A 22,482-nucleotide genomic window follows, 5' to 3' on the forward strand; every position below is an offset into this window, starting at 1 on the left:
CAGGCCCTCGGATGAGGACCGAACACCGCCCAGGACCGTCCGTGACGGCGCGCCCCGCGGTCACACCCGGACGGCGCCCTCTCACCCTGCGGCTGGTCTCGCTGGCCGTCGGCGGCCTGCTCGTCACCCCGTCCCTGGCCGCCTGCGGGTCCGACCACGACGGCACCGAGCAGACCGAGCAGACCGTCTACTGCGTGGACGGCAACGACCAGGTCGTCGACGAGGCACTGTGCGACGAATCGAACCCCGGCGCCGGCTCGCACTTCCTGATGTTCGCCGCCGCCGGCTACCTGATCGGGTCGCGGCTGCCGGCCGGGGGCAGCCGGATCGCGCCGACCGACCAGGCCGCCCGGTCGGCCGCCGGCCTGGCCGCCACCGGCCGGGCGGCCGGCACGGTCGTCAAGTCCGGGGGCATCGGTCGCGGGTCGTCGGGGTCCGACGGATCGAGCGGCGGCTGATGGAGCGCCACGAGAACGGTGCCCTGCGGCCCGGCTGGGAGGCCCAGATCGTGGCGCAGGGGCTGGTCTTCAACGAGGACCACGTCCCGCGGCCCGACGGCGGGTTCGATGTCCGCTCGTACTGGCGCGAGGCCCAGTACTACTCCTTCACCGGCGCCGAGATCGACGAACTGGCCGCCGCCGGCAACACCATCCTGGACCGGATGCTGGTGCCCGCCGCCGAGCAGGTGATCGAGCAGCGGCGGTACGCCGAGCTGGCCATCCCGTCGTGGGCGGTCCCGGCGATCGAGCGGTCCTGGGAGGAGGACTCGCCCAGCGTCATCGGCCGGTTCGACCTGCGCTACGGCAACCGGCCCGACCTGGTCGCCGCCGACCCCCGCCTGGCCGTGCCCACGCTGCTGGAGTACAACGCCGACACCCCGACCAGCCTGCTGGAGTCGACGGCGATCCAGTGGAACTGGCTCCTGACCAACGACGCCGTGGCCGGCCGCGACCAGTGGAACAACGTCTACGAGGCGCTGGTGCTGGCCTGGCAGCGGAACCTGTCGCGGTTCTCCGCGCAGACCGGACGGGCGGTGCACACCGTGCACCTGGCCTGGTCGTCGGCCGACACCAGCGGCGAGGACCAGATGACGGTGCTGGCCATGGCCGACGCCGTCCAGGAGGCGGGCTACCGCGTCGAGCTGCTGCACACCGAGGACATCCGGCTGGCCGAAGAACCGGGGGCGATCGACTTCGCCGGCACCCGGGTCCATCCCGGCCGGTTCCTGGATGCGGCCGGCCGGTCGCTCGACGTCGTGTTCAAGCTGTACCCCTGGGAGATGCTGGCCGAGGATCCGTTCGGCCGGACCGCCCTGTGGGACGCCGCCCGGGCCGGCGGCACGGTCTGGGTCGAGCCGCCGTACAAGATGCTCTGGAGCAACAAGGGCATCCTGGCCGTCCTGTGGGAGATGTTCGGCGACGATCCGGAGCTGTCCCGATTCCTGCTGCCGACGTACTTCGCCGGGCGCGAGCCGGCCGGATTCACCTCCTACGCCGAGAAGCCGCTGCTGGGCCGGGAGGGCGCCAACGTCCGCCTCGTCCGGGACGGGGAGACGGTGCACGCCGAACCCGGACCGTACGGCGCCGAGGGCAGTGTCCGGCAGTTGCTCGCCCCACTGCCCGACTTCGCCGGCGTCGACGGCCCGCACCATCCGGTGCTGGGGGTGTGGATGGTCGACGGCGAGGCGGCCGGGCTGGGCCTGCGCGAGAGCGGCGGCCTGATCACCGACAACCTGTCCTCGTTCGTCCCGCACTGCCTGATCGACTGATCGAGTCGGCCCGCCCGTGGCGGCCCGCCGGTCCGGCGGTCAGCACGGCCTTGTCGCCCGGTCGCCGGAGGTCTGCACCGGCGGGCCGACCTGCACCACCCGACCCCGATCGAGCACCACCACCCGGTCGGCCCGGGCGATGGTCGAGGCCCGATGGGCGACGACCAGGGTGGCGCGGCCGGCCCGGGTCCGGTCCAGGGCCCGGTGCAGGTCCAGCTCGGTCGCCGCGTCCAGGTTGGCCACCGCCTCGTCGAGCAGCAGGACCGGGGCCCGCACCAGCAACGCCCGGGCGATCGCGACCCGGGCCCGCTCGCCGCCGGACAGCGTCGCCCCGTGCTCGCCAATGGGCGTGTCCAGGCCGCGCGGCAGCCGGCGCACCGTCGGACCGAGCTGGGCGTCCTCGACCGCCCGCCAGAGCTGCTCGTCGGTGGCGTCCGGCCGGCCCAGCCGCAGGTTCTCGGCCAGCGTCCCGGCGAACAGGTGCACGTCCTGCGGGACGACGGTGATCAGGCCGCGCAGTTCGTCGTCGGGGATGGACGGCAACGGGCGGCCCTGCACCCGGATCTGCCCGGCGTCGGGGTCCCAGAACCGTTGGACGAGGGCGAGCACCGTCGACTTGCCGGCCCCGGACGCCCCGGCCAGCGCGACGATCTCACCGCGCTCGACCCGCAGATCGACCTCGTGCAGCACCGGATCGGCCGGCCGGTAGCCGAAGCGCACGCCGGCCAGCTCCAGCGCCGGGGCCGCAGTCCGGTCACCGGCGGCCGGCCCGGCCGGCAAATCCACCGGCGGCACGGCGGGCGGGGCCGACAGCACCTGCTCGATCCGGTGCACGCTGGCCCGCAGGGCACCGGCCCGGTGCAGCGTGCGGGCCAGCTGGGCGGCCGGCAGCAGGACCGCCCCGACCAGGGTGAGCACGATCGGGGCGACGGCGACCGGCAGCTGCCCGTCGACCACCCGGCCGGTGACCAGCAGCAGGGCCAGGACCGCGGCGAGGGCGGTGATCGCGTCGACGGCGGCCGCCTCGCCACCGGCCCGCACCGCTGTCCGGCGGTGCACCCCGAGCAGCTCGCGGGTACGCCGGGCGATCAGCTCCTGGCGCCGCGGCAGCGCCCCGGCCGCGGTGAGATCGGCCAGTCCGTCGAGGGTTTCGACCACGTCCGCCTGCAGGGTGGCCGAAGCCAGCCGCTCGTCGGCGCCCTGCCGGTCGGCCAGCGCCCGCCGCCACCAGGGCACGGTCAACAGCAGCACCGCAGCGGGCCCGAGTACGAGCAGCACTGGCGGGGCGAGCCACCCGGCCAGCACCGCGCCGGCCCCGATCAACACGCCCGTGACGACGACCTGGCCCAGCACGTGGGCCAGCAGCCATTCCAGGCTCTCCACGTCGGACAGCGCGGTGGCGGTGAACTCCCCGCTGCGCCAGGCCGGCCGGCGGCTCGGCACCAGCAGGCGCAGCCGGTCGAACACCGTCACCCGCAGTCCGGCCAGCACCCGGTACGCCAGGTCGTGCGAAAGCACCATCTCCCACCAGGTCGCCGCCCCGGTGACGAGCACCGCGGCGCCGGTCGACCCGACCAGCCACCAGGGGAACGGGCCGGACGCGCCGCCGAGCACGGCACCGGCCAGCGCCGAGCCGCCGACGGCGGCCGCGACCGCGCCGAACTGGGCCAGCAGACCGGCCAGCACGCTGCGCCGCAGCAGTCCGTGCTCGGCCCGCAGCCAGGGCCAGCACCGGCGGGCGGCCTGCAGGTCCGCCCGGACCGCGGCGACGACGCCCGGACGGGCGACCGCCGAGTCGGGAGCGCCGCCCGCGCCGGAGGTCCGGATGGCCGTCATACCAGCACCTCCCGAGCGGCCAGCAGCTCGGCCAGCGGTCCCGGCCGGCCGGCGAGATCGTCGAACCGGCCGAGCTGGACGAGCCGGCCACCGGCCAGGACGGCGACCTGGTCGGCGTCCCGCACGGTGGACAGCCGGTGGGCGATGACGACCAGGGTGTGCCGCCCGCGCAGCGCGGCCAGCGTGTCGGTGACGGCCCCCTCGGCGCGGTGGTCCAGGTGGGCGGTCACCTCGTCGAGGATCAACAGCGGCGCACCGCGGACGAGGGCCCGGGCCAGCGCCAACCGCTGGCGCTGCCCGCCGGACAGCGACCGGCCGCCCTCGGCGATCAGGCCGTCCAGGCCGCCCGGCACGGCGTCGAGCACGTCCTGCGCCCCGGCCGCCCGGATCGCGGCCGCGACCGCCGCCCGGCCGGCCGCCGGGGCGCCCAGCCGCAGGTTCTCCAGGACGGTGCCGGAGAACAGGAAGGGGTCCTGCTCCACGGTGGCCACGGTCGCCCGGAGCCGGCTCAGCGACAGCGCCGTCAGGTCGATCCCGTCGAACCGGACGGCGCCGTCCGTCGGGTCGAGCGCCCGCGCGAGCAGCCGCGCCAGGGTGCTCTTGCCGGCCCCCGACGCACCGACCACGGCGAGCATCGAGCCGGCCGGTATGCGCAGGTCGATCCCGCGCAGGGCCCACCGGTCGGTCGCCGGGTAGCGCAGACCGGCCCCGACCAGCTCGATCGTCGGCGGCCGGTCCGGCTCCGGCCGCGTCGCGGTCCCGGCGTCGGGCACCGCGGGGGTGGCCGAGAGCACGGCGTCCAGGCCGTCGACCGCGGTCAGTCCCAGGTAACCGGCATGCCAGGCCGCGGTCAGGTCGCGGACCGGCCGGAAGCACTCGGTCGCCACCAGCAGCACCAGCACCATCACGGCGATCCCCCCGGGCCCGGTGGCCAGGCCGGTCCCGCCCCACAGGCCCCACGCGGTGACGGCGATCGCGGCCGCGGTCCCGCCGACCACCAGCGCCGCGCTGATCCCGTTCTCCACCAACGACACCCGCAGCTCGCGCATGGTGTCCCGGTAGAGCGCGTCGGACCGCGCCTGCAGCCCGTCCCGCCGCCGGCCTGCCGCCCCGAACGCCCGCAGGGTCGGCAGGCCCTGCACGGCCTCCAGGTAGTCCGCCGCGATCGCCAGGTACGACTCCCAGCGGTGCCGTCCGGTGCGCAGCAGCGACGCGTCCTTGAGCCGGGGCACGACGAGCACGAGCAGCACCGCGCCGGTGAGCACGGCCGCGGCCGGCGCCCACACCGTGTACATCCAGCCGACCAGCGAGGCCGGAACGATCGCGGTGATCACCAGTTGGGGCAGGTACCGGCTGAAGTACGGATCGAGCCCGTCGACGCCCTCCAGCAGGACACCGCGGACGGCCCCGGACCGCATCCGCCGGGCGGCGTCCGGCCCGAGCCGCCCGACCCGGTCGAGCAGGGTGGCGCGCAGCCGGATCCGGACCGCGGCCCCGCACCGGACGACGACCAGTTCCCGCAGCCAGATCAGCCCTGCCCGCAGGGCCACGACGACCCCCACGACCGCCAGCCACCGGCTGACCGCCGCGCCGTCCCCAGCCGCCAGCGCCGTGAGCGCGGCAGCCAGCACGACGGCCTGGGCCAGGTAGCTCAGGGTGACGGCCAGCCCGGCCAGCACGCAGAGCGACACCGGGCCCCGAACCTCGGGCAGGAGTTGCAGCAGCCGGCGATGGAACACGGTCGGGTCCGTTCGGTCGATGACGGGCCGGTCGGGCGACCGGACGTGCGGGCGAGATCAGTTGTGCGGCGGCGGCACCGGGGTCACGTCGGGCTGCCCGCCGACCGTCCGGCCGTGGGCCGTGGCCAGCCGGCCGAGCCGCGGGGTGCCCAGGTAGGGGTAGGCGGCCGGGCTGTTGACCAGCAACCCGGAGACGAGCACCCGGACCACCCCCAGCCCGGTCGACCGCACGTCGTCGGTGGTCAGGTCGACCGTCACCACCCGGTGCCCGGCCGCCCGCAACGCCGCGCGGGCCGCCGCGAGACCCCCCGGGTCCCGGGGCAGGTCGTCGACGGACCGCGGCCGGCCGGGCGGCGCGAACCGGCGGAGCATCGGGTGCAGTCGCCGGTCCAGCCACCGCTGGGTCTGCGCGGCCAGGTCCCGGACGTGCTCGAACTGCGCGCCGGCACTGTCGAGGTACCGGCGGTCGGCCCGGAACGGCAGGTAGGCGCCGCGGGCGAAGATCCCCTGGCGGACGGCCCGCAGGCTGGCCCCGTCGGGGTCGAGCAGACCCCGGCTGGCCACCCACACCTGCAGGGCCTCCTGCACCGCCTTGGCCGCGGCCCGGGCCGGCTCGGGTCCGGCCGAGAAACCGGCGGCGGGGATGTGCCGGCGCCCGTCCCAGATCAGCGCGCCGAGCACCGGCAGGCCGAACCCGCCGGGCAGCGCGATCAGCCGCACCTGCAGCGGGCAACCGCGCCAGGCCCGCCGCAGCGCGGGCACCGACCAGGGGTCGACCGGGACCGCCGGCAGCCGCAGGGTCCACCAGGCCACCATCGCGTCGCGTTCCAGGCACTCGGTGAGCGCCCGGTCGGCGGCGTCGGCCGGACCCTGACCGCAGGCGATGCCGGCGTAGTGCAGGTGGTTGATCCGCGGATCGTCCGCGCGCCGGCCCTGGTGCCAGTTGAGGTAGACCCAGGAACCGGGCACCCAGCACGCCCGGCCGTCCTCGTCCCGGCCGCGCACCCAGCGGATCGGCAGGTCCGGCGTCCACGGCCGGTACGGGAACCCGGGCCGCTCGACCTGCTCAGGCGCGAACACCGGCAGCTCGGCCGGGGTCAGCACGGCATCGCCGGCGGGCAGGTCGGCGACCCGGGCCAGCGGCAGATCGGCCGGGATGTTGTTGCCGCAGTAGCGTTCCACCGCCTCGCCGATCGCGGCCAGCCGGGCGGCCCGGTCGTCGCCGAACGATGTGCCGGCGGCGATCCGGTCGGCCAGCCAGACCGCGAACTGGCGCGTGTCGGCCACCTCGGCGACCCGGCACCGGTAGGACCGGGGCAGCTCCGGATGCCCGGTCACCGCGACCACCCGGCGCACCACCCCGACGACCGGGTCGACCAGCCGCTCGGGCCGCACCGGGACCGGACCGGCGGGGGCGGTCACAGCCACGCCCCGGGCAGCCGGTCGGCGCGGACCGGATGACCGATCGGCCCGTCGGCGGTCACCACGGGCAGCCGCAGCTCGACGCCGCCGACCCGTCGGGTGACCACGTGCAGCCGCGTCGCATCCACTGGGTCGGTGCCGTCCTGCGGGTCCCGCGGGAACAGTGGGAACAGGTGCCCGGTGACCTGCACCGCGAGCCGGTGACCGGCGGGCACCACGCCGGCCAGGGGCGGCAGGACCAGCTCCGCGTGGGTATCCGCGGTCCGGATCGCGGCATGGGCGAGCTGCACGGCCCGGCCGTCCGGGGTGAGCCGGAGCAGCCGCACCACCCAGTCCAGGGGGACGGGGCCGTCCGCGGGACCGGTGCTCCCGAGCCCGTTCAGGGTCACCTCGGGCCGGCCGACCAGGATGCGGTCGGCGGTGCCGGGCGGGCATTCGAACCGGGCCTGGTCAGGGCGGTCCAGGGTGTCCGTGACATCGTCCGACGTGATCTGCGCCGGGAACGGGTCGTCCGGATCGGCGGTGAACTGCCGCGGCCCGCCGGGCGGGCGGCCGGCCGGGTCGGTGCCGGGGCCGCCGTCCAGGCCGGTTCCGGTTCCGATGCCGATGCCCGGGTCGATGGCGGTGCCCGGGTCGATGGCGGTGCCCGGGTCGATGGCGGTGTCCGAGTCGATGGCGGTGTCCGAGTCGATGGCGGCGCCCGGGTCGGTGGCCGACGGCCACCCGGTGCCGACCCACCAGCCGCCGGCCGTGTCGACCGGCCCGCCGTCCGGGGCGGCCAGCCAGCGTCGGCGCACACCGGCCGCGCCACCACCCAGCAGGTCGCCCACCCACCCGCGGACGAGCATGCCGGGGCGCACCTCCGGACGCGGCGACCGCAGCGCAGGTCCCGGCCGGCCCGGCCGGCCCAGGTCCAGGTCGTGGCCCCACGGCCCGAGCACCAGGTGCGCGCGCGGACCCCGCCAGCCGGTGAAGAGCTCGACCGCGGTGTCCGCGTAGGCGTCGTACCGGCCGCCCAGCACCAGCAGCGGCGGTGATCCGGGCGATCCCATCGGCACAGGCGGCCGCGGGGCGTCCCACGCCCGCCGCCACCCGGTGGGGTCGCCGCCCCAGCAGCGCGGAAGCTCGGCCACCGGCAGGGCCCGCAGGACGCCCGGTTCGAGCAGGTGCAGCGCGTCGATGACGGGCCCGTGCGGCACCCGCCGTTGCCCGTGGCTGGGCCACCACCAGGCGTGCGCCAGCAGCCGCGGTACCCCGCCCGGTTCCCGGATGGTCTGCGCGTGCGAGAGCGCGGGCACCGCGACGATCAGCCCGGTCAGCCGCGATCCGGGCGCCAGGGCAATCTCCAGCGCGCAATGGGCCCCGTACGAGCTCCCGTAGGCGATGACCCGGCCGTCGCTCCAGGGCTGCCGGCGCAGCCAGCGCAAGGTCGCGGTGCCGTCGGCCCGCTCGCCGGCCCAGGGGCGCCAGCGGCCGCCGGACTCGTACCGGCCGCGCACGTCCTGAACGACCGCGACCAGTCCCTGCGCCGCCCAGCCGATGGCTTCCTTCATCACCGCCCCGGTTCCGTAGGGCGTGCGGATCAGCACCGCCGGGAACGGACCGGGTCCGTCTGGGAGCACCACGTCGGTGTTCAGCTCGACCCCGTCGCCGACGCCGACGCGCAGGCCCAGCCGGACCCGGTGACGGGGGCCGGCCGGGCGCGCCGCGCGCTCGCCGCCGGCCGGGACGGTGACCGTCATGCCGGTTCTCCCCGCAGGTCGGCGGGCGGCACCGGCAGGATCCAGTGGTCGCTGCCGGCCCCCGTCAGCAGGTCGATCCGGCGCAACCGGAACCGCGGCTCGACGTGGATCGGCGCCGGCCGGACGATGCGCCGCGACCGGCCGCTCATCGGGCGCCACCCCGGGCCGACGCGCGATCCACTGGTCCGTCCGAGGTCGGCGACCACCAGCCCGGCCAGCAGCCGGCCGACCGCCGGGGTGATCGGCACCGGCCCCCGGACCGCCGCGCCGGACCAGCGGGCCTGGGCGACCGCCGGACGGCGCTCGGCGGCCAGCCGGCGCTGCCGCACCATCGCGTGGGTGACGTCACCCGCGCCCCGGGCCACCGGTTCCAGATCGACCCGGCGACCGTCCACGGTCAGCCGGACCCAGCAGAGCTCCCCGCGGCCGGCGGCGGCGTCGAGGACGGCGGCGGCCGGCCCGAAGGGTTCCGGTCCGGCCCAGACGACCAGTGAGCCGGGCGGCGCTCCGGCCGGCAGGGCGGCGACGTGCCGCACTCGCACCCCTCGCCGCCCGAGCAGGGTCGACAGCGGACGGGTGAACTCCGGGGGGCCGCCGATCAGGGCGCCGACCGGCCAGCCCGGCCCGGGTCGACTGCCGTGACCCCGGGCGGAACGCCGGTTGCGGGCGGCCGCCCGGCGCGGCGCCCGGCCGCCCCGGACCGCCCGCCGATCCACACCCCGACCGCGTCCGGGAACGGCCGCGATCCCGGCCGCGGCCAGGCCGGCCAGGAAATCCCGGTGGACGACCGGGTCGATCGATCGTGGGTCGCCGAGGCCGGCCGGCCGGGCCTCCCCGCGCAGGGCCCGGCTCCGGCCGAGCGGGTCGCAGACGTACCAGTGGTCCTGCGCGGCGACGAGGGCGAACCCGGGACGCAGCCAGGGACGCACCACGGGGGCCGCGGACATGATCCTCCAGACAGACAGACAGACAGACAGGAACGGGACGGGACAACACCAGGGGTCGCCCGAGGTTCGGGTGGGGCCGGCAGCCGGCCCCACCCGACCGCGGGCTACTGCTCCGCCGGCTGGTCGGAGTCCTGCTCGAACAGGTCCTCCACCAGCGCGTTGGAACACGTCGGATGCGCCACCGAGTCAGCGGCGTAATCCAGCCGATCCAGGGCCTCCAGCATCTTCGAATGCGTGACCATCATGTCGTTCTCACCCCCTTCCCGCGTCCGGAACCGTCAGGCCGCCGCCGCCCGGCCACCCGGGTCGGTCCTATTGAGAATCATTATCACACAACCGAGAGGCCCCGGAGCGGTCGGCCCCGTGCTTGACGGACCGCGTGACGGCTCGCCCCCTCCCGATCCCGCAGATCGCGGGCCTCGCCGTCGGGCTGTGGCTGACGGCCGCGTGTCGTGGCCCATCCGACCCGCCAGAGCTCTCGCTGCTCCGCGCCGCGGATTCCGGACCGCTTCCCCTCTACACCGAAAGCGGCACCCTGACAAAGAATTCCGGGTGCGTCCGGCTGCGTCGCTCCGACCGCTTCGAACGGTCCCTGATCTTTCTGGACGACGTGCCGATCGAGGTGGCCGGCGACCGGCTGCGCCTGGGTGGGACGGCCCTGGACACCGACGGCCCGGACCCAACTCCGGTGACCCTGGAGCTGCGCGACGGCCCGGTGCTCTTCGACGACCGGACGATCCGCGGCGCGCTGGACCGGCAGTGCAATCAGACCGCGCCGTCCTTCGTGGTCCGGATCGAGATCGGGCCCTGAGCGATCGTTCACGACCGGTTGCCGCCACGGTCGCCGAACCCCATCATCGGGCGGTGAGCACCCGACTGGCCGCCTACGTCGAGCAGCGAGGACCGGCGGACTCGATCCGGGTCGGCCGGTTGCCCGTCCCCGAGCTCGGACCCGACGACGTCCTGGTGGCGGTCAGCGCGGTCAGCGTCAACCCGGTCGACACCTACGTCCGCAGCGGCCGGTACGACACCCCGATCCCGCTGCCGTTCATCGTGGGCCGCGACCTGGTCGGCACGGTCGCCGGGACCGGTGACGCCGTGCGCGGCCTGGCCGTCGGCGACCCGGTCTGGGCCAACAGCCTCGGTCACGCCGGCCGCCAGGGGGCGGCCACCGAACTCGCGGTCGTCGCCCGCGACCGGCTCTACCGGCTGCCCCCGGGCGTCGACCCGGAGGTGGCGGTTGCCGTTGCCCACCCCGCCGTCACCGCCTACCTGGGCTGGTTCCTCCGGGCCCGGATCCGGCCCGGCTGGACGGTCTTCGTCGGCGGTGGGGCCGGCAACGTCGGGATCGCGGCCATCGAGATGGCGGTCCGGGCCGGTGTCCGGGTGATTGCTTCGGCCCGCGACACCCACGCCGACCGCTGCCGGGCCGCCGGCGCCGCTGCCGTCGTGGACTACCGCTCCCCGGACCTGGCCGATCGGATCGCCGCCCACGCCCCGGAGGGCGTCGACGTCTACTGGGACACGTCGGGCACCAACGACACGGACGTCGCCGCCGCGGTCCTGCGGCCCGGCGGCCGGATGCTCGTCACCGCCGCCCGGGCCCCGGTCACCGTCGCGCTCGCGCCGCTGTACACCCACGACATCGCCATCGACGGTTTCGTCATCAGCCGGGCCGCGGCCGGCGAACTCGCGCAGGCCGCCGACCTGATCAACGCCATGCTCGCCGCCGGGGAGCTGACCACCCGGATCACCGACCGCCTCCCCCTGGAGCAGGCGGCGCAGGCCCACCGCCGGATCGAGTCCGGCGAGGTCGACGGGCGGCTGCTGCTGACGATCTGAGCGACCCCCGGCCGGCCGGAGTAGGATTTCCTGTCCGGCTCGCGCGTGCGCGAGCGCCGGTGTAGTGGAAGGGCCCGCGTGTCAGATCCCGACAGTGTTTCCGACGGACCGTCGACCGACGCTCCGGCCGGTGACGAGGTCGACCCCGTCGTCGAAGAGCAGGCCGCGGTCGACGAGCTGTACCGCCGGCTCGACGCCCTGCGCACCGAGCGCGTCGAGCTGAGGGACCGGTACATCAGCCGCAGCGACAACACCCCGGGCGGCCGGGTGGAACGGGACCTGGCCTACACCAATCACGCCGCGGCGGTGGTCGCGCTCAACGCGGCCGAGGACCGCCTGTGCTTCGGCCGCATCGACCGCACCGACGGCGAGTCCATGCACATCGGCCGGATGGGCATCTTCGCCGACTCGGGGGACCACCGTCAGCTGCTGATGGACTGGCGGGCCCCGTCGGCCCGGCCGTTCTACGTCGCCACCGCCGCCAATCCGCTGGGACTGCGCAAGCGGCGGTACATCACGACCCGGCGGCGCCGCGTGCTGACCGCGAACGACGAGTACCTGGACCTGTCCGACGCCGAGGCGCTGGCCCGGGCCCGGACGGCCGGCGGCGGACCGGCCGGCGAGGCGGCGCTGCTGGCCGCGCTCCGGGCCCCCCGGACCGGCCGGATGTCCGACATCGTGGCCACCATCCAGGCCGAGCAGGACCGGATCATCCGGGCCGACCTCAACGGCATCCTGGTCGTGCAGGGCGGCCCGGGCACCGGCAAGACCGCCGTCGCCCTGCACCGCGCCGCCTACCTGCTCTACAACCACCGGGATCAGCTGCAGCAGCGCGGCGTGCTGATCATCGGGCCCAACCCGACGTTCCTGCAGTACATCGGCCAGGTGCTGCCGTCGCTCGGCGAGAACGCGGTGGTGCTCTCGACCGTCGGCGACCTGTTCCCCGGGGTCTCGGCGCGGGCGGTCGAGCGCCCCGAGGTCGCCCGGGTCAAGGGCCGCACCTCGATGACGGCCGTGATCGCCAACGCGGTGCTGCACCGCCAGGCGCTGCCCCGCACCCCCATCTCGGTGCCGTTCCCGGGTGCCCCGGGCGGCGTGCTGACCCTCGACCGGGCCGTGCTCGGGCCGGCCCGGGACCGGGCCTGGGCCTCGCGGCGACCGCACAACCGGGCCCGGCCGGTCTTCGTGCGGCGGGTCGTCGACGGCCTGGTTCGCCAGGTGGCCGCCCGGCTGGGCACCGGCCCGGACGGCGAGAGCCTGGCCACCGCCGACGATCTCGCGGCAATCCGGCAGGACTTGATCGAGCACGACGGGCTGCGCGACGCCCTGCGCGGCGTCTGGCCGGCGCTGACCCCGCAGCGCCTGCTGGCCGACCTGCTCGGCTCGGCGGAGCGGATCGAGTTTGCCGCCGAGTCGCTGCGCCCGCGGGACCGGGAGCTGCTGCTGCGAACCGAGAACCCGGCCGGCTGGACGGCCGCCGACGTGCCGCTGCTGGACGAGGCGGCCGAACTGCTGGGTGTGCTCGACGCGGCCGGGGCGGCCGCCGCGGTGGGCGGCAGCGCCGACGACGGCGGGTACGCCGCCGAGGTACTGGACCTGCTGGGCGCCAACGAGGACCTGGATCCCGAGGACGTCGGCCTGCACAGCATGGTCGGCATGGTCAGCGCGGCCACCCTGGCCGGCCTGCACGACGAGGTGGTCGACTGGACCTCGACCGCGGAACGGGCTGCCGCGGACCGGGAGTGGACCTACGGGCACGTCATCGTGGACGAGGCGCAGGAACTCTCGGCGATGGCCTGGCGGATGGTGATGCGGCGCTGCCCGATGCGCTCGATGACGCTGGTCGGCGACCTGGCCCAGACCTCGGACCCGGCCGGCGCGCTGTCCTGGTCGCGGATGCTCCGGCCGTACGTGCGCGGCCGGTTCGGCGTCGAGGAGCTGACCGTCAACTACCGGACGCCGGCCGAGATCATGACGATCGCCGAGCCGGTGCTGTCCGCGATCGATCCCGGGCTGCGGGCCCCCCGGTCGGTGCGCGACGCGGGCGTGTGGCCGCAGCATCGCCGGGTCGCGCCGGGCGACCTGGCCGCGGAGGTGGTCGACGTCGTGCGGGACGAGGACGAGGAGCCGGGCACGGTCGCGGTGATCGTCCCCCGGGCGCGGCGCGCGGCGGTCGCCGAGGCGGTCGAACGGGCCCGCACCGGCGGGCCGGCAGGTCCCGAGCCGGTCCAGCCGTCACTGTTCGACGAGCCCGGGACGGTCACCGACCTGCGCCGGCACGTGGTCGTGCTGACCGTGGCCGAGGTCAAGGGCCTGGAGTTCGACAGCGTCGTCGTGGCCGACCCGGCCGGCATCATCGCCGAGTCCGACCGCGGGCTGTCCGATCTCTACGTGGCGCTCACCCGCACGACCCAGCGGTTGACCGTCCTGCATACCGGCGACCTGCCCGCCGTGCTGGGCCGGCTCCGCGAACCCGCCGCCTGACCCGTCCGGGTTCGCTGATCAAAGCCGCGTCGCCGCACCCGGAATGCCCGACTCGACCCGGGTTTGATCAGCGAACGCTCGGTCCCGCCGGGAGTTCGCTGATCAAAGCCGCGTCGCCGCAGCCGGAATGCCCGACTCGACCCGGGTTGGATCAGCGAAACCCGCCGCCGGAGCCGGCCGGCGGCGGGTTCGCGACGGCGGTCCTACAGGATGTGCAGCATCTCCTGGTAGGTCGGCAGCGGCCAGGTGTCGTCGGCCACCAGGCCCTCGAGCTCGTCGGCGGCGGCGCGCACCGCGGCCATGGCCGGGATGAGCTTCTCCAACGCGTAGACCGCTTCCTCCATCGAGGACTCGCCGGCGTGGATGCCCAGGGCGGTCTCCAGGCCGGTGATGCCGCTGGTCAGCGCCGCGACCGACGCGGTGATGGCGTCCAGGGTCGGCGAGTCGAACGACATGCCGATGGCCTTGAGGTTCATCGCCGCCCCGGCCAGCTCACCCTGGTACCGGATGGCTGCCGGCAGGATCTTGGTCTTGGCGATCTCCAGTGTCTCCGACGCCTCGAGCATCACCGAGAGCGCGTACTGCTCCAGGTAGACCTCGAGCCGGCTGGCCAGCTCCCGGTTGGACAGCACCGCGTACTTCTCGAACAGGTCCTTGACCTCGGGCCGGTCGTACTCGGGCAGCGCGTCCACGGTGGTCTTCAGGTTCTTCAGGCCGCGTTCCGCCGCCTCCACCTGCCAGGCGTCGGCGTAGCCGTCGCCGTTGAACACCGCGGCGCCGTGCTCGGTGATGATGTCCTTGAGCACCTTTTGCACGGCCGCGTCGAACTCGGTGCCGCCGGCGATCAGGGTTTCCAGCTCGGTGGCGATGAAGTCCAGCGAGTCGGCCAGGATGGTGTTGATCGCGACCATCGGCCCGGAGATCGACTGCGACGAGCCCGGGGCGCGGAACTCGAACCGGTTGCCGGTGAAGGCGAACGGGCTGGTCCGGTTGCGGTCGCCCGGGTCGGCCTTGAACGGCGGCAGGGTGTCGACCCCGACGGTCAACGTGCCCGGCGCCTTGGAGCCGGTCAGCGCGCCCGCGGCGATCTGGTCGAACACGTCGGCCAGCTGGGCCCCCAGGAACACCGAGATGATCGCCGGCGGGGCCTCGTTGGCGCCCAGCCGGTGGTCGTTGCGGGCCGAGGCGACGACGGCGCGCAGCAGGCCACCGAACTTGTGCACGCCGCGGATGACGGCCGCGCAAAACACCAGGAACTGTGCGTTCTCGTGCGGGGTGTCGCCCGGGTTGAGCAGGTTGCCCTGGTTGTTGTTGCCGATGGAGAAGTTGACGTGCTTGCCCGAGCCGTTGACCCCGGCGAACGGCTTCTCGTGCAGCAGGCACTCCATGCCGTACCGCTGCGCCACCCGCTGCAGCGTGGTCATCATCAGCTGCTGGTGGTCGTGCGCCAGGTTGGCCTTCTCGAACAGCGGGGCGATCTCGAACTGGCCGGGGGCGACCTCGTTGTGCCGGGTCTTGGCCAGGATGCCCTGCTTGAACAGCTCCCGGTCCACCTCGATCATGAACGCCAGCACCCGCTCGGGGATGGCGCCGAAGTAGTGGTCGTCGAACTGCTGACCCTTGGCCGGCTTGGCGCCGAACAGGGTCCGGCCGCTGGACATCAGGTCCGGGCGGGAGAAGAAGAAGTGCCGGTCGATCAGGAAGTACTCCTGCTCGGCGCCGGCGTAGGACACGACGGTGTCGATGTCGGTGTGGCCGAAGAGCGCCAGCACGCGAGCGGCCTGCTTGCTCATCGCCTGCTGGCTGCGCAGCAGCGGGGTCTTCTTGTCCAGCGCCTCACCGGTCCAGGAGATGAACACGGTGGGGATGCACAGGGTGTTGCCGTTCGGGTTCTCCAGGATGTACGCCGGGCTGGTGACGTCCCAGCCGGTGTAACCGCGGGCCTCGAACGTGTTGCGGATGCCGCCGTTGGGGAAGCTGGAGGCGTCCGGCTCGCCCTGGATCAGGGTCTTGCCGGCGAATTCGGCCATGGAAGTGCCGCTGTCCTCCGGGGACAGGAACGAGTCATGCTTTTCCGCGGTGAGCCCGGTGAGCGGGTAGAACACGTGCGCATAGTGCGACGCACCGTTCTCCAGCGCCCAGTCCTTCATGGCGGACGCGACGACGTCGGCCACCGCCGGGTCCAGCGGCGCGCCCTTGTCGATCGTCGACATGACCGACTTGTAGATCGACTTGGGCAACCGCGACTTCATCACGGCCGGGCTGAAGGTGTTGCGCCCGAACAGCTCTCCCAGCGGCTCGGTGAAGTCCTTGTCGGGCACCTGGTACCCGGTGACCGCATTGATCGCCTGGCGACGTGACTGGCTACCGCTCATACTCGTGATCTCCCGGAATCCGGCCGACGTGCCGTGCGCAGTCGGTGTTCGCGCCGGCTGGAGCCGGGCACGCGGAGACCGACGGTGTCAGCCGACCGTCACGGGCGTGTTTCGACAGCCTTATCGGGGGGAAAACCCTCGGCCGGTCACCCGGACGGGATGAGCCGGGGCACACGGACCGTAACAGCCGATGGTCGGGCGGCGACGGGCGGGCTCAACCCCGGGGCCGCGGCCGCGGCTTGAGTCGGGTGGCCGGCATGACGGGAGCCGGCAGCGGGCCGCCCGGGTAGCCCATGACGCGCCCGAAGCGGGTCGCCGGCGGCTCACCGGCGGCGACGGCGGCGATCTCTTCCTGCCATTCCCGCCGGAACTCCACCACCTCGTCGTGGCTGCGCCCGATGAAGTTCCACCACATGACGATCTCCTCGTCCAGCGGCTCCCCGCCGAGCACGACGACCCGGGCCGCGGCCGCCCCGGCGGTCAGCCGGACGGTCGCCGTCCCGGGCGGCAGGTAGGCCAGCGCGGCCCGGCCGAGCGGCCGACCGTGGACGGTGACGTCACCGGAGTCGACCAGCACGCCGTGCTCGAATCCGGCGTCCAACGGCAGCTCGACCGCCGCGCCCGGCGCCAGCACCAGTTCGGCGCCCAGCAGGGGCGAGTGCACGGTGGCCGGCGAGGTCAGGCCCAGCCACGATCCGATGAACACCCGGCCGCGCAGGTCGCCGTCGGCCAGTGTCTCCGGCACGACGTGCTCGAAGGCCGGCGGCAGCGCCCGCGCCGGCTCGGGCAACGCGACCCAGAGCTGGACGCCGTGCAGCACGTCGGTGTCCGGGGTGGAGACCTCGGAGTGCGAGATGCCCCGGCCGGCCGTCATCAGGTTCAGTTCGCCCGGCCGCACCCGCGCGTGCGAGCCGACCGAGTCGCGATGCTCGATCTCGCCCTCGAACAGCCAGCTCACCGTCTGCAGCCCGGTGTGCGGGTGCGGCGCGACGTCCATCCCGCCGCTGCGGGCCACCCGGTCCGGGCCGTAGTGGTCGGCGAAGCACCACGCGCCGATCAGCGATCGCTGCCGCAGGGGCAGGGTCCGCCGCACCGTCATGGCGCGGATGCCGCCCAACGGGACGTCGCGCGGTTCGAGCACCTCGACCGCGTCCGGAGCGGGCCGCCGGCCGCCCCGGCAGACGAGTTCGGCGGGTTCGGCGTCGACGTTCGTCATCTGCGCAGGCTAGCCCGGCCCCGGGCCGCCCACGATCGGGAACCCGGCAAAAGTCCATCCTTCCGGGCGTTGAGCCGGCCGACGAAGTGTGTGCATAGTGTAATCGTCGACTACGCTGTGTGCTGGCGGGGAGGGGGTCCGCCATGAGCACGGCACGGCCACGGGACGGAGGGACACCGCTGGTCACCGCAGACGACGCCGACCTGCGCGGAACCGACGCCGTGGACGCGGTGCTCGGCTCCGCGTTCGAGCGCTCCGTGCTCGCCATGTTCGTGGTCGATCTCGACCTGGTCATCGTGCGGGCCAATCCGGCCGCCGGCCGGCTCCTCGGCGTGCCGGACCTGACCGGTCGCCGGTACACCGACTTCCACACCCCGGACTCGGCGCGCTCGGCGCGCGGGTTCGTCGCCCGGCTGCACGCCGGTGAGCTGGCCCACGTGCACCGGGACGGGATGATGCTCTCCGCGGCCGGCGACCGGCTGGGCGTGGAGATCCGGTCCGAGCCGTTGGGCGAGATCCCCGGGCCACCGCTCTACCTGGTGCAGGTCCGGGACGTCACCGCGCTCCGCCAGCACGAGAACGCGCTGACCGCGAGCGAGCGCATGTACCGGGACGTGGTCGAGCACCTGCCCAGCAGCACCGTCCTGAGCTTCGACCGGGACACCCGCATCCTGCTGGCTGCCGGGGCGCTGCTCGAGCGCATGGGCTACGACTCGGCGGCCATGCGCGGGCAGCGGATGGAGCGGGTGCTGCCGCCCTCGGTGCTGGCCGAGATCGACGAACCGGTCCGGGCGGCGCTGCGCGGCGAATCCTCGGACCTGGACTACAGCAGCCCGGTCAACGGCAGCCAGTTCCGCATGCGGGTCCACCCCATCACGGCCGACGACGAGCAGGTGGTGGGCGGCCTGATCCTGTCCGAGGACGTCTCCACCGAGCGGGCCCGGCAGATGCAGCTCGAGCAGATGCAGGAGTTGAGCCGGGTCGGCAGCTGCCGCTTCGACGCGATCACCGGCTGGGACTTCGACCCCGTCCTGCTCGACCTGCTCGGGGTCACCACGGTCGAGGAGGGCCTGCTCGCCGTCGACGAACTCGTCCTGCCCGAGGATCGCGACGAGATCCGGCGGACTTACCGCAAGGTGCTGGCCGACGGCGGCCGGGCCACGCTGGAGTACCGGCTGCGGCACGGCCGGACCGGCGAGCTGCGGTACGTGCGCGGCTGCTGCGACGCCGTGGTCGATGCCGACGGCAAGCTGCTGCGCGCGGTGATCACGCACGCCGACATCACCGAGTCGGTGTACTCCCGCCGCACGGCCGAGGCCGCGCTGGCCGCGTCGGCCCAGGCGCGCACGGTGCTGCTGCGCCGGATCAGCGACCTGCTGGCCACCGAATCGGGGTCGCTGCTGGCCAAGGCCGAGCAGATCGCCGAGGTCGCCGCGGCCGGCCTCGGCAACGGCGCCCTGCTGCGGATCATGACGCCGGACGGGCTGGCCGTCGAGAGCGACACCGTCGCGCATCCCGACCCGGTCGTCCGGGCCGGCCTCAAGGCGCTGGCCGGCGCGTCGGTCCACGAGACCACCGGGCCGGTGGCCGCCGGCCCGGCCACCGGCGCCGCCGCGGCCATCGCCCAGGGCCGGCTGGTGGCCGGCAGCGATCCCGCGATGTGGGCGGAGATCCACCGGCTGCCGGACACGGCGCGCCCGGAGGGGATCGTCGCGCACTTCATCGCCGCGCCGGTCCGCCACGCGGGTGAGGTGCTGGGCGTGCTCAGCGTGTTCCGCGCCGACCCGCAGGCGCCGTTCGCGGCCGGGGACGAGGACCTGGTCCAGGTGCTGGCCGACCGGATCGGGTCGGCGGTGGACGAGAACCGGCTGCAGCAGTGGCTCGAGCAGCAACGCCAGGAGCGCAAGGTGATCTCCAGCCGGCTGGTACAACTGACCACCGAGCAGCGTGAGCTGCTCGACCAGCTCAGCCAGGTCGAGGAGCGCGAGCGCGTGCTGCTCGCCGAGGCGATCCACGACGACCCGATGCAGCTGGTCATCGCGGTGGCGATGCGGCTGGAGATCCTCGGCATGAAGTCGGACGCGTTCGGCGGGGAGATCGCCGAGCTGGTCGGCCTGCTGGAGTCCTCGGTCGACCGGTTGCGGACCTTGATCACCGCGCTGAGCCCGCCGGATCTGGCCGGCGGCCTCGGGCCGGCCCTGCGGCGGCTGGCCGAGGGCATCTTCATCGGCACCTCCACCCGGATCCGGACCAGCTCGACGGATCTGCCGGCGCTCGGCGCGGCCGCCACCGACGCCGCCTTCCGGATCTTCCGCGAGGCGTTGGTCAACGCCCGCAAGCACGCTCAGGCGCAGACCATCGAGCTGACCCTCCGCCAGGACGGCTCCCGGGTGGTGATCAGCCTGCGCGACGACGGTGTCGGCACCGACAGCTTCGACGCCGGTCCCGGCCACCTCGGCATGATGACCATGCGGGCGCGGGCCGCCACCGAAGGGGGACTGCTGACGGTGCGGAGCCGCCCGGGGCAGGGCACGACCGTCACCTTGACGATGTCCAGCGGCGCACCCGCGCCTCCCGCGAGCGATGGCGGTACGCGATGAGCAGTGACGCATACAACAACCTGCACAACATGCACGAGGACCTGCACGAGCATCCGTTCGACCGGGGTCCCGCCGCGAACCACAACGGCCGCCGTCACCGCACCGTCCGGGTGGTCATCGTCGACGACCACCTGCTGGTCGCGGACAGCATCGCCGCGGCCCTGGACGCCCAGGAGGATCTGACGGTCGTCGAGGTGGCCAACACCTGCGCCCAGGGCCTGGCCGCCGTGGGGCGGCACAACCCGGACGTGCTGCTGCTGGATCAGCGTTTGCCGGACGGGCTGGGCACGGATCTGCTGCCGACCCTGCTGGACCGATGTCCATCGATGAAGGTGCTGCTGGTCACCGCCTCCGACAGCGACGACGTGCTGACCCGGGCCATCGAGGCCGGCGCGGCCGGCTTCATCCCCAAGGGGGAACGGGCGGCCAACCTGGTTCGCGCCGTGCGGGCGGCGGCCGACGACGAGGCCGTCATCACGGTCGAGACGATGCGCCGGGTGATGGGCCGGATGGGCCGCCGCGGCCACAAGGCCGGCGACGACCTGACCGCCCGCGAGCGCGAGGTGCTGCAACTGCTGGTCGACGGCAAGAGCACCGCCGGCCTGGCCGCCGCGCTGGTCGTCTCCCAGGCCACCGCCCGCAACCACGTGCAATCGATCATGCGCAAGCTGGGGGCGCACAGCCGGCTGGAGGCCGTCGCGATCGCGACCCGGCAGAACATCCTGGCCGACGCGCCGTGACCGGGCACGTGTTGACCAGATCGGACACCCGGACGGTGCTGATCTGTGACGATCGCAAGGAGCTCCGGGACGCCATCGGCGACCTGCTCGCCCAGCTGCCCGCGTTCACCGTGGTCGGCTTCGCCGTCGACGGGGCCAGCTGCCTGGAAGGCATCCGGACCCGGCGCCCGGACATCCTGATCCTGGACGTCAACATGCCCGGTGGCGGCCCCGCGGTCGCCGTCGAGGCCAAGCACATCTGCCCGAGCCTGCACATCGTGGTCTTCTCCGGCCAGAGCGACGAGATCGTCCGGCACGGCATGCTGGCGGCGGGCGCCGACCAGTTCGTGCTCAAGACGGGCCGGCTGTCGCCGCTGATCCAGGCGCTGCGCCGGGCCGCGGGCCTGGGTCCCCGCAGTTGATCGCCGCCCTCAGCCGATCCGCACACCCGTGTCGAGCATGGTGATGCGCAGCAGCAGGGCCGCCTCCGGGCCGACCACGCCGTCGACCAGGTCGAGCAACCGGCCGACGAACGGCCCGCCGTGCGGCACCTCGTCGTCGGGGGCCAGGTGGTGGGCGAGTTCGTGCAGCACCACCAGCTCGCGCAGCGCCCAGCCACCACCGGTCCGGTGGGTCGGCACCGCGATCGTCGCCCCCGCGCGCTCGTAGTGCGCCCGGGCGCCGCCGGCCCGTTCCCGGACCCGCACCGGATCGGCCGCCCGCGGCCAGCTCCGTCGGATCCAGTCCAGGCCCAGCACCCGGTCGAGATAGGTCTGTACGGAGGCGATGTCGGCGAAGCGGCGTTCGGGCGGCAACGTCAGCCGGGAGCCGGCGATCTCCACCACCGGGTGGTCGACCGACCGGTCGAGCAGACGGTGCACCAGGTTCTCCGCCTCGTAGACCCGGCTCCGTTGCCGGTCAGCCACCGTCCAGCGCCGTCCGCCGACCGCCGATCGCCTGTTCCGGCGCCAGCCGGGCACGGCGGCCGGCCCGGTCGCCCGCCTGCCGGGACCGTTCGGACCGGCCCGCCGTGGCCCGATTGCCCGCCCAGGTGCCGCGGGCGGTGGAATGCGCGCGGTAGTGGTCGGCCAGCTCGACCTCGCGTTGCCGCAGCACCAGCGCCACGCCGGCCCCGCCCGCCTCCGCACCCTCGGGTCCCGGCCGCTCGGCGACCAGGCGTTGTTCGGTCTCCTGCTTGGCCTGGGCCAGGCGGGCTCCGATGCGCTGGGCGAAGGCCTGCTGGAAATTGATCCGCGCGGTCGTGGCGTGCACCGGCTTCTCCACGTACCGGTCCTCCCGCCGCCAGCCGCCGGCGCGGCCGGGCGTGGTCACGGTGACCCGCCGGATCACCGTCTCCAGCGCGTAGTCCCCGGACTTGATGTAGGCGTCCGACGCCCGCACCATCTGCACGACCAGCGAGGCGTACAGCGTCTCGGTCATGTCGATGTCGGTGTCGAACCCGAACGCGTGCACCCGCGTGGAATCGCGGGCGATGTCGCACGTGAGGTTGTTGGCCCGGCCGATCGCCAGGAACAGCTCGACGTAGGTACGAAGGCCGCGCTTGCCCGATTCACCGATCACCACCGCCCGTTGGGTCGGCACGGGCCGCCGCTCCCGGCGCTCGGTGTGCGCGCGGGCCACGGCCAGGTCGACCGAGGCCAGGGTGGCCAGGCGCTGCGCGGCCTGCAGGAACGCGTCCGCCTCGTGCTCGTTGTCGGTGCCCTCCGCCTTGCGCAGCAGCGCGGCGATCCTGGTCAGATCCTTGTCGCTCATCGATCCGGTCCCCGCTCGA

General features: G+C 74.3%; 18 protein-coding genes. 8 read left to right on the forward strand and 10 right to left on the reverse strand.

What is annotated here, in order from left to right:
- Positions 1–41: 41 nt before the first annotated feature.
- The gene (locus tag ACOJUF_RS19125; protein WP_420123407.1) at positions 42–458 is read left to right on the forward strand and encodes a hypothetical protein; all 417 of its coding nucleotides are present in this window, start codon (positions 42–44) and stop codon (positions 456–458) included.
- On the forward strand, positions 458–1,768 hold the full coding sequence (locus tag ACOJUF_RS19130; protein ID WP_420123408.1) for a glutathionylspermidine synthase family protein: 1,311 nt from the start codon (positions 458–460) through the stop codon (positions 1,766–1,768). Before ACOJUF_RS19125 ends, ACOJUF_RS19130 begins: the two co-directional genes overlap by 1 nt.
- A gap of 39 nt (positions 1,769–1,807) precedes the next feature.
- On the opposite strand, the gene ACOJUF_RS19135 is transcribed toward ACOJUF_RS19130, so the two are convergent.
- From ACOJUF_RS19135 to ACOJUF_RS19160, 6 genes are all read right to left on the reverse strand, one after another.
- On the reverse strand, positions 1,808–3,604 hold the full coding sequence (locus ACOJUF_RS19135; protein ID WP_420123409.1) for an ABC transporter ATP-binding protein: 1,797 nt from the start codon (positions 3,602–3,604) through the stop codon (positions 1,808–1,810).
- Complete coding sequence (locus ACOJUF_RS19140; RefSeq protein ID WP_420123410.1) at positions 3,601–5,343, reverse strand: ABC transporter ATP-binding protein/permease; 1,743 nt, start codon at positions 5,341–5,343, stop codon at positions 3,601–3,603. The genes ACOJUF_RS19135 and ACOJUF_RS19140 overlap by 4 nt, the downstream gene beginning before the upstream one ends.
- Before the next feature lie 57 nt (positions 5,344–5,400).
- The gene (locus ACOJUF_RS19145; RefSeq protein WP_420123411.1) at positions 5,401–6,765 is read right to left on the reverse strand and encodes a YcaO-like family protein; all 1,365 of its coding nucleotides are present in this window, start codon (positions 6,763–6,765) and stop codon (positions 5,401–5,403) included.
- Positions 6,762–8,507, reverse strand: a complete 1,746-nt coding sequence (locus ACOJUF_RS19150) for a CocE/NonD family hydrolase (protein ID WP_420123412.1) — start codon at positions 8,505–8,507, stop codon at positions 6,762–6,764. Before ACOJUF_RS19150 ends, ACOJUF_RS19145 begins: the two co-directional genes overlap by 4 nt.
- Positions 8,504–9,454 (reverse strand): hypothetical protein, encoded by a 951-nt coding sequence (locus ACOJUF_RS19155; RefSeq protein ID WP_420123413.1) that lies wholly within the window; start codon positions 9,452–9,454, stop codon positions 8,504–8,506. The genes ACOJUF_RS19150 and ACOJUF_RS19155 overlap by 4 nt, the downstream gene beginning before the upstream one ends.
- A gap of 104 nt (positions 9,455–9,558) precedes the next feature.
- The gene (locus ACOJUF_RS19160; protein ID WP_420123414.1) at positions 9,559–9,696 is read right to left on the reverse strand and encodes a hypothetical protein; all 138 of its coding nucleotides are present in this window, start codon (positions 9,694–9,696) and stop codon (positions 9,559–9,561) included.
- 137 nt (positions 9,697–9,833) lie between these two features.
- Here ACOJUF_RS19160 and ACOJUF_RS19165 point away from each other — a divergent pair, with 137 nt between their 5' ends.
- The 3 genes from ACOJUF_RS19165 (at position 9,834) to ACOJUF_RS19175 (ending at position 13,780) form a co-directional block, all read left to right on the forward strand.
- Positions 9,834–10,265 (forward strand): hypothetical protein, encoded by a 432-nt coding sequence (locus ACOJUF_RS19165; protein WP_420123415.1) that lies wholly within the window; start codon positions 9,834–9,836, stop codon positions 10,263–10,265.
- A 53-nt stretch (positions 10,266–10,318) separates the two neighbouring features.
- Positions 10,319–11,296, forward strand: coding sequence for an NADPH:quinone reductase (locus tag ACOJUF_RS19170; RefSeq protein WP_420123416.1), 978 nt, complete (start codon positions 10,319–10,321; stop codon positions 11,294–11,296).
- A 78-nt stretch (positions 11,297–11,374) separates the two neighbouring features.
- On the forward strand, positions 11,375–13,780 hold the full coding sequence (locus tag ACOJUF_RS19175; protein WP_420123417.1) for a HelD family protein: 2,406 nt from the start codon (positions 11,375–11,377) through the stop codon (positions 13,778–13,780).
- A 203-nt stretch (positions 13,781–13,983) separates the two neighbouring features.
- On the opposite strand, the gene ACOJUF_RS19180 is transcribed toward ACOJUF_RS19175, so the two are convergent.
- Together ACOJUF_RS19180 and ACOJUF_RS19185 are read right to left on the reverse strand one after the other, a co-directional pair.
- On the reverse strand, positions 13,984–16,155 hold the full coding sequence (locus ACOJUF_RS19180) for a glutamine synthetase III (protein WP_420123418.1): 2,172 nt from the start codon (positions 16,153–16,155) through the stop codon (positions 13,984–13,986).
- Positions 16,156–16,369: 214 nt separating this feature from the next.
- On the reverse strand, positions 16,370–17,371 hold the full coding sequence (locus ACOJUF_RS19185) for a pirin family protein (RefSeq protein ID WP_420123419.1): 1,002 nt from the start codon (positions 17,369–17,371) through the stop codon (positions 16,370–16,372).
- A 143-nt stretch (positions 17,372–17,514) separates the two neighbouring features.
- Between ACOJUF_RS19185 and ACOJUF_RS19190 the strand changes: the two genes are divergently transcribed.
- From ACOJUF_RS19190 to ACOJUF_RS19200, 3 genes are read left to right on the forward strand one after another with little or no spacing between them, the layout of a single operon-like run.
- Positions 17,515–19,971 carry a PAS domain S-box protein gene (locus ACOJUF_RS19190; protein ID WP_420123420.1) on the forward strand — a complete coding sequence of 819 codons (2,457 nt, stop codon included), beginning with the start codon at positions 17,515–17,517 and terminating at the stop codon, positions 19,969–19,971.
- Positions 19,968–20,711, forward strand: a complete 744-nt coding sequence (locus ACOJUF_RS19195; RefSeq protein ID WP_420123421.1) for a response regulator transcription factor — start codon at positions 19,968–19,970, stop codon at positions 20,709–20,711. Before ACOJUF_RS19190 ends, ACOJUF_RS19195 begins: the two co-directional genes overlap by 4 nt.
- A gap of 8 nt (positions 20,712–20,719) precedes the next feature.
- The gene (locus ACOJUF_RS19200; protein ID WP_420123422.1) at positions 20,720–21,112 is read left to right on the forward strand and encodes a response regulator; all 393 of its coding nucleotides are present in this window, start codon (positions 20,720–20,722) and stop codon (positions 21,110–21,112) included.
- A 9-nt stretch (positions 21,113–21,121) separates the two neighbouring features.
- On the opposite strand, the gene ACOJUF_RS19205 is transcribed toward ACOJUF_RS19200, so the two are convergent.
- Positions 21,122–21,616, reverse strand: a complete 495-nt coding sequence (locus ACOJUF_RS19205) for a TIGR04338 family metallohydrolase (RefSeq protein WP_420123423.1) — start codon at positions 21,614–21,616, stop codon at positions 21,122–21,124.
- Positions 21,609–22,463 carry a DUF2786 domain-containing protein gene (locus ACOJUF_RS19210; protein WP_420123426.1) on the reverse strand — a complete coding sequence of 285 codons (855 nt, stop codon included), beginning with the start codon at positions 22,461–22,463 and terminating at the stop codon, positions 21,609–21,611. The genes ACOJUF_RS19205 and ACOJUF_RS19210 overlap by 8 nt, the downstream gene beginning before the upstream one ends.
- Between the last annotated feature and the right edge of the window lie 19 nt (positions 22,464–22,482).

Origin of the sequence: Nakamurella sp. (genome assembly GCF_048594475.1) — a bacterium.
GTDB lineage: Bacteria > Actinomycetota > Actinomycetes > Mycobacteriales > Nakamurellaceae > Nakamurella.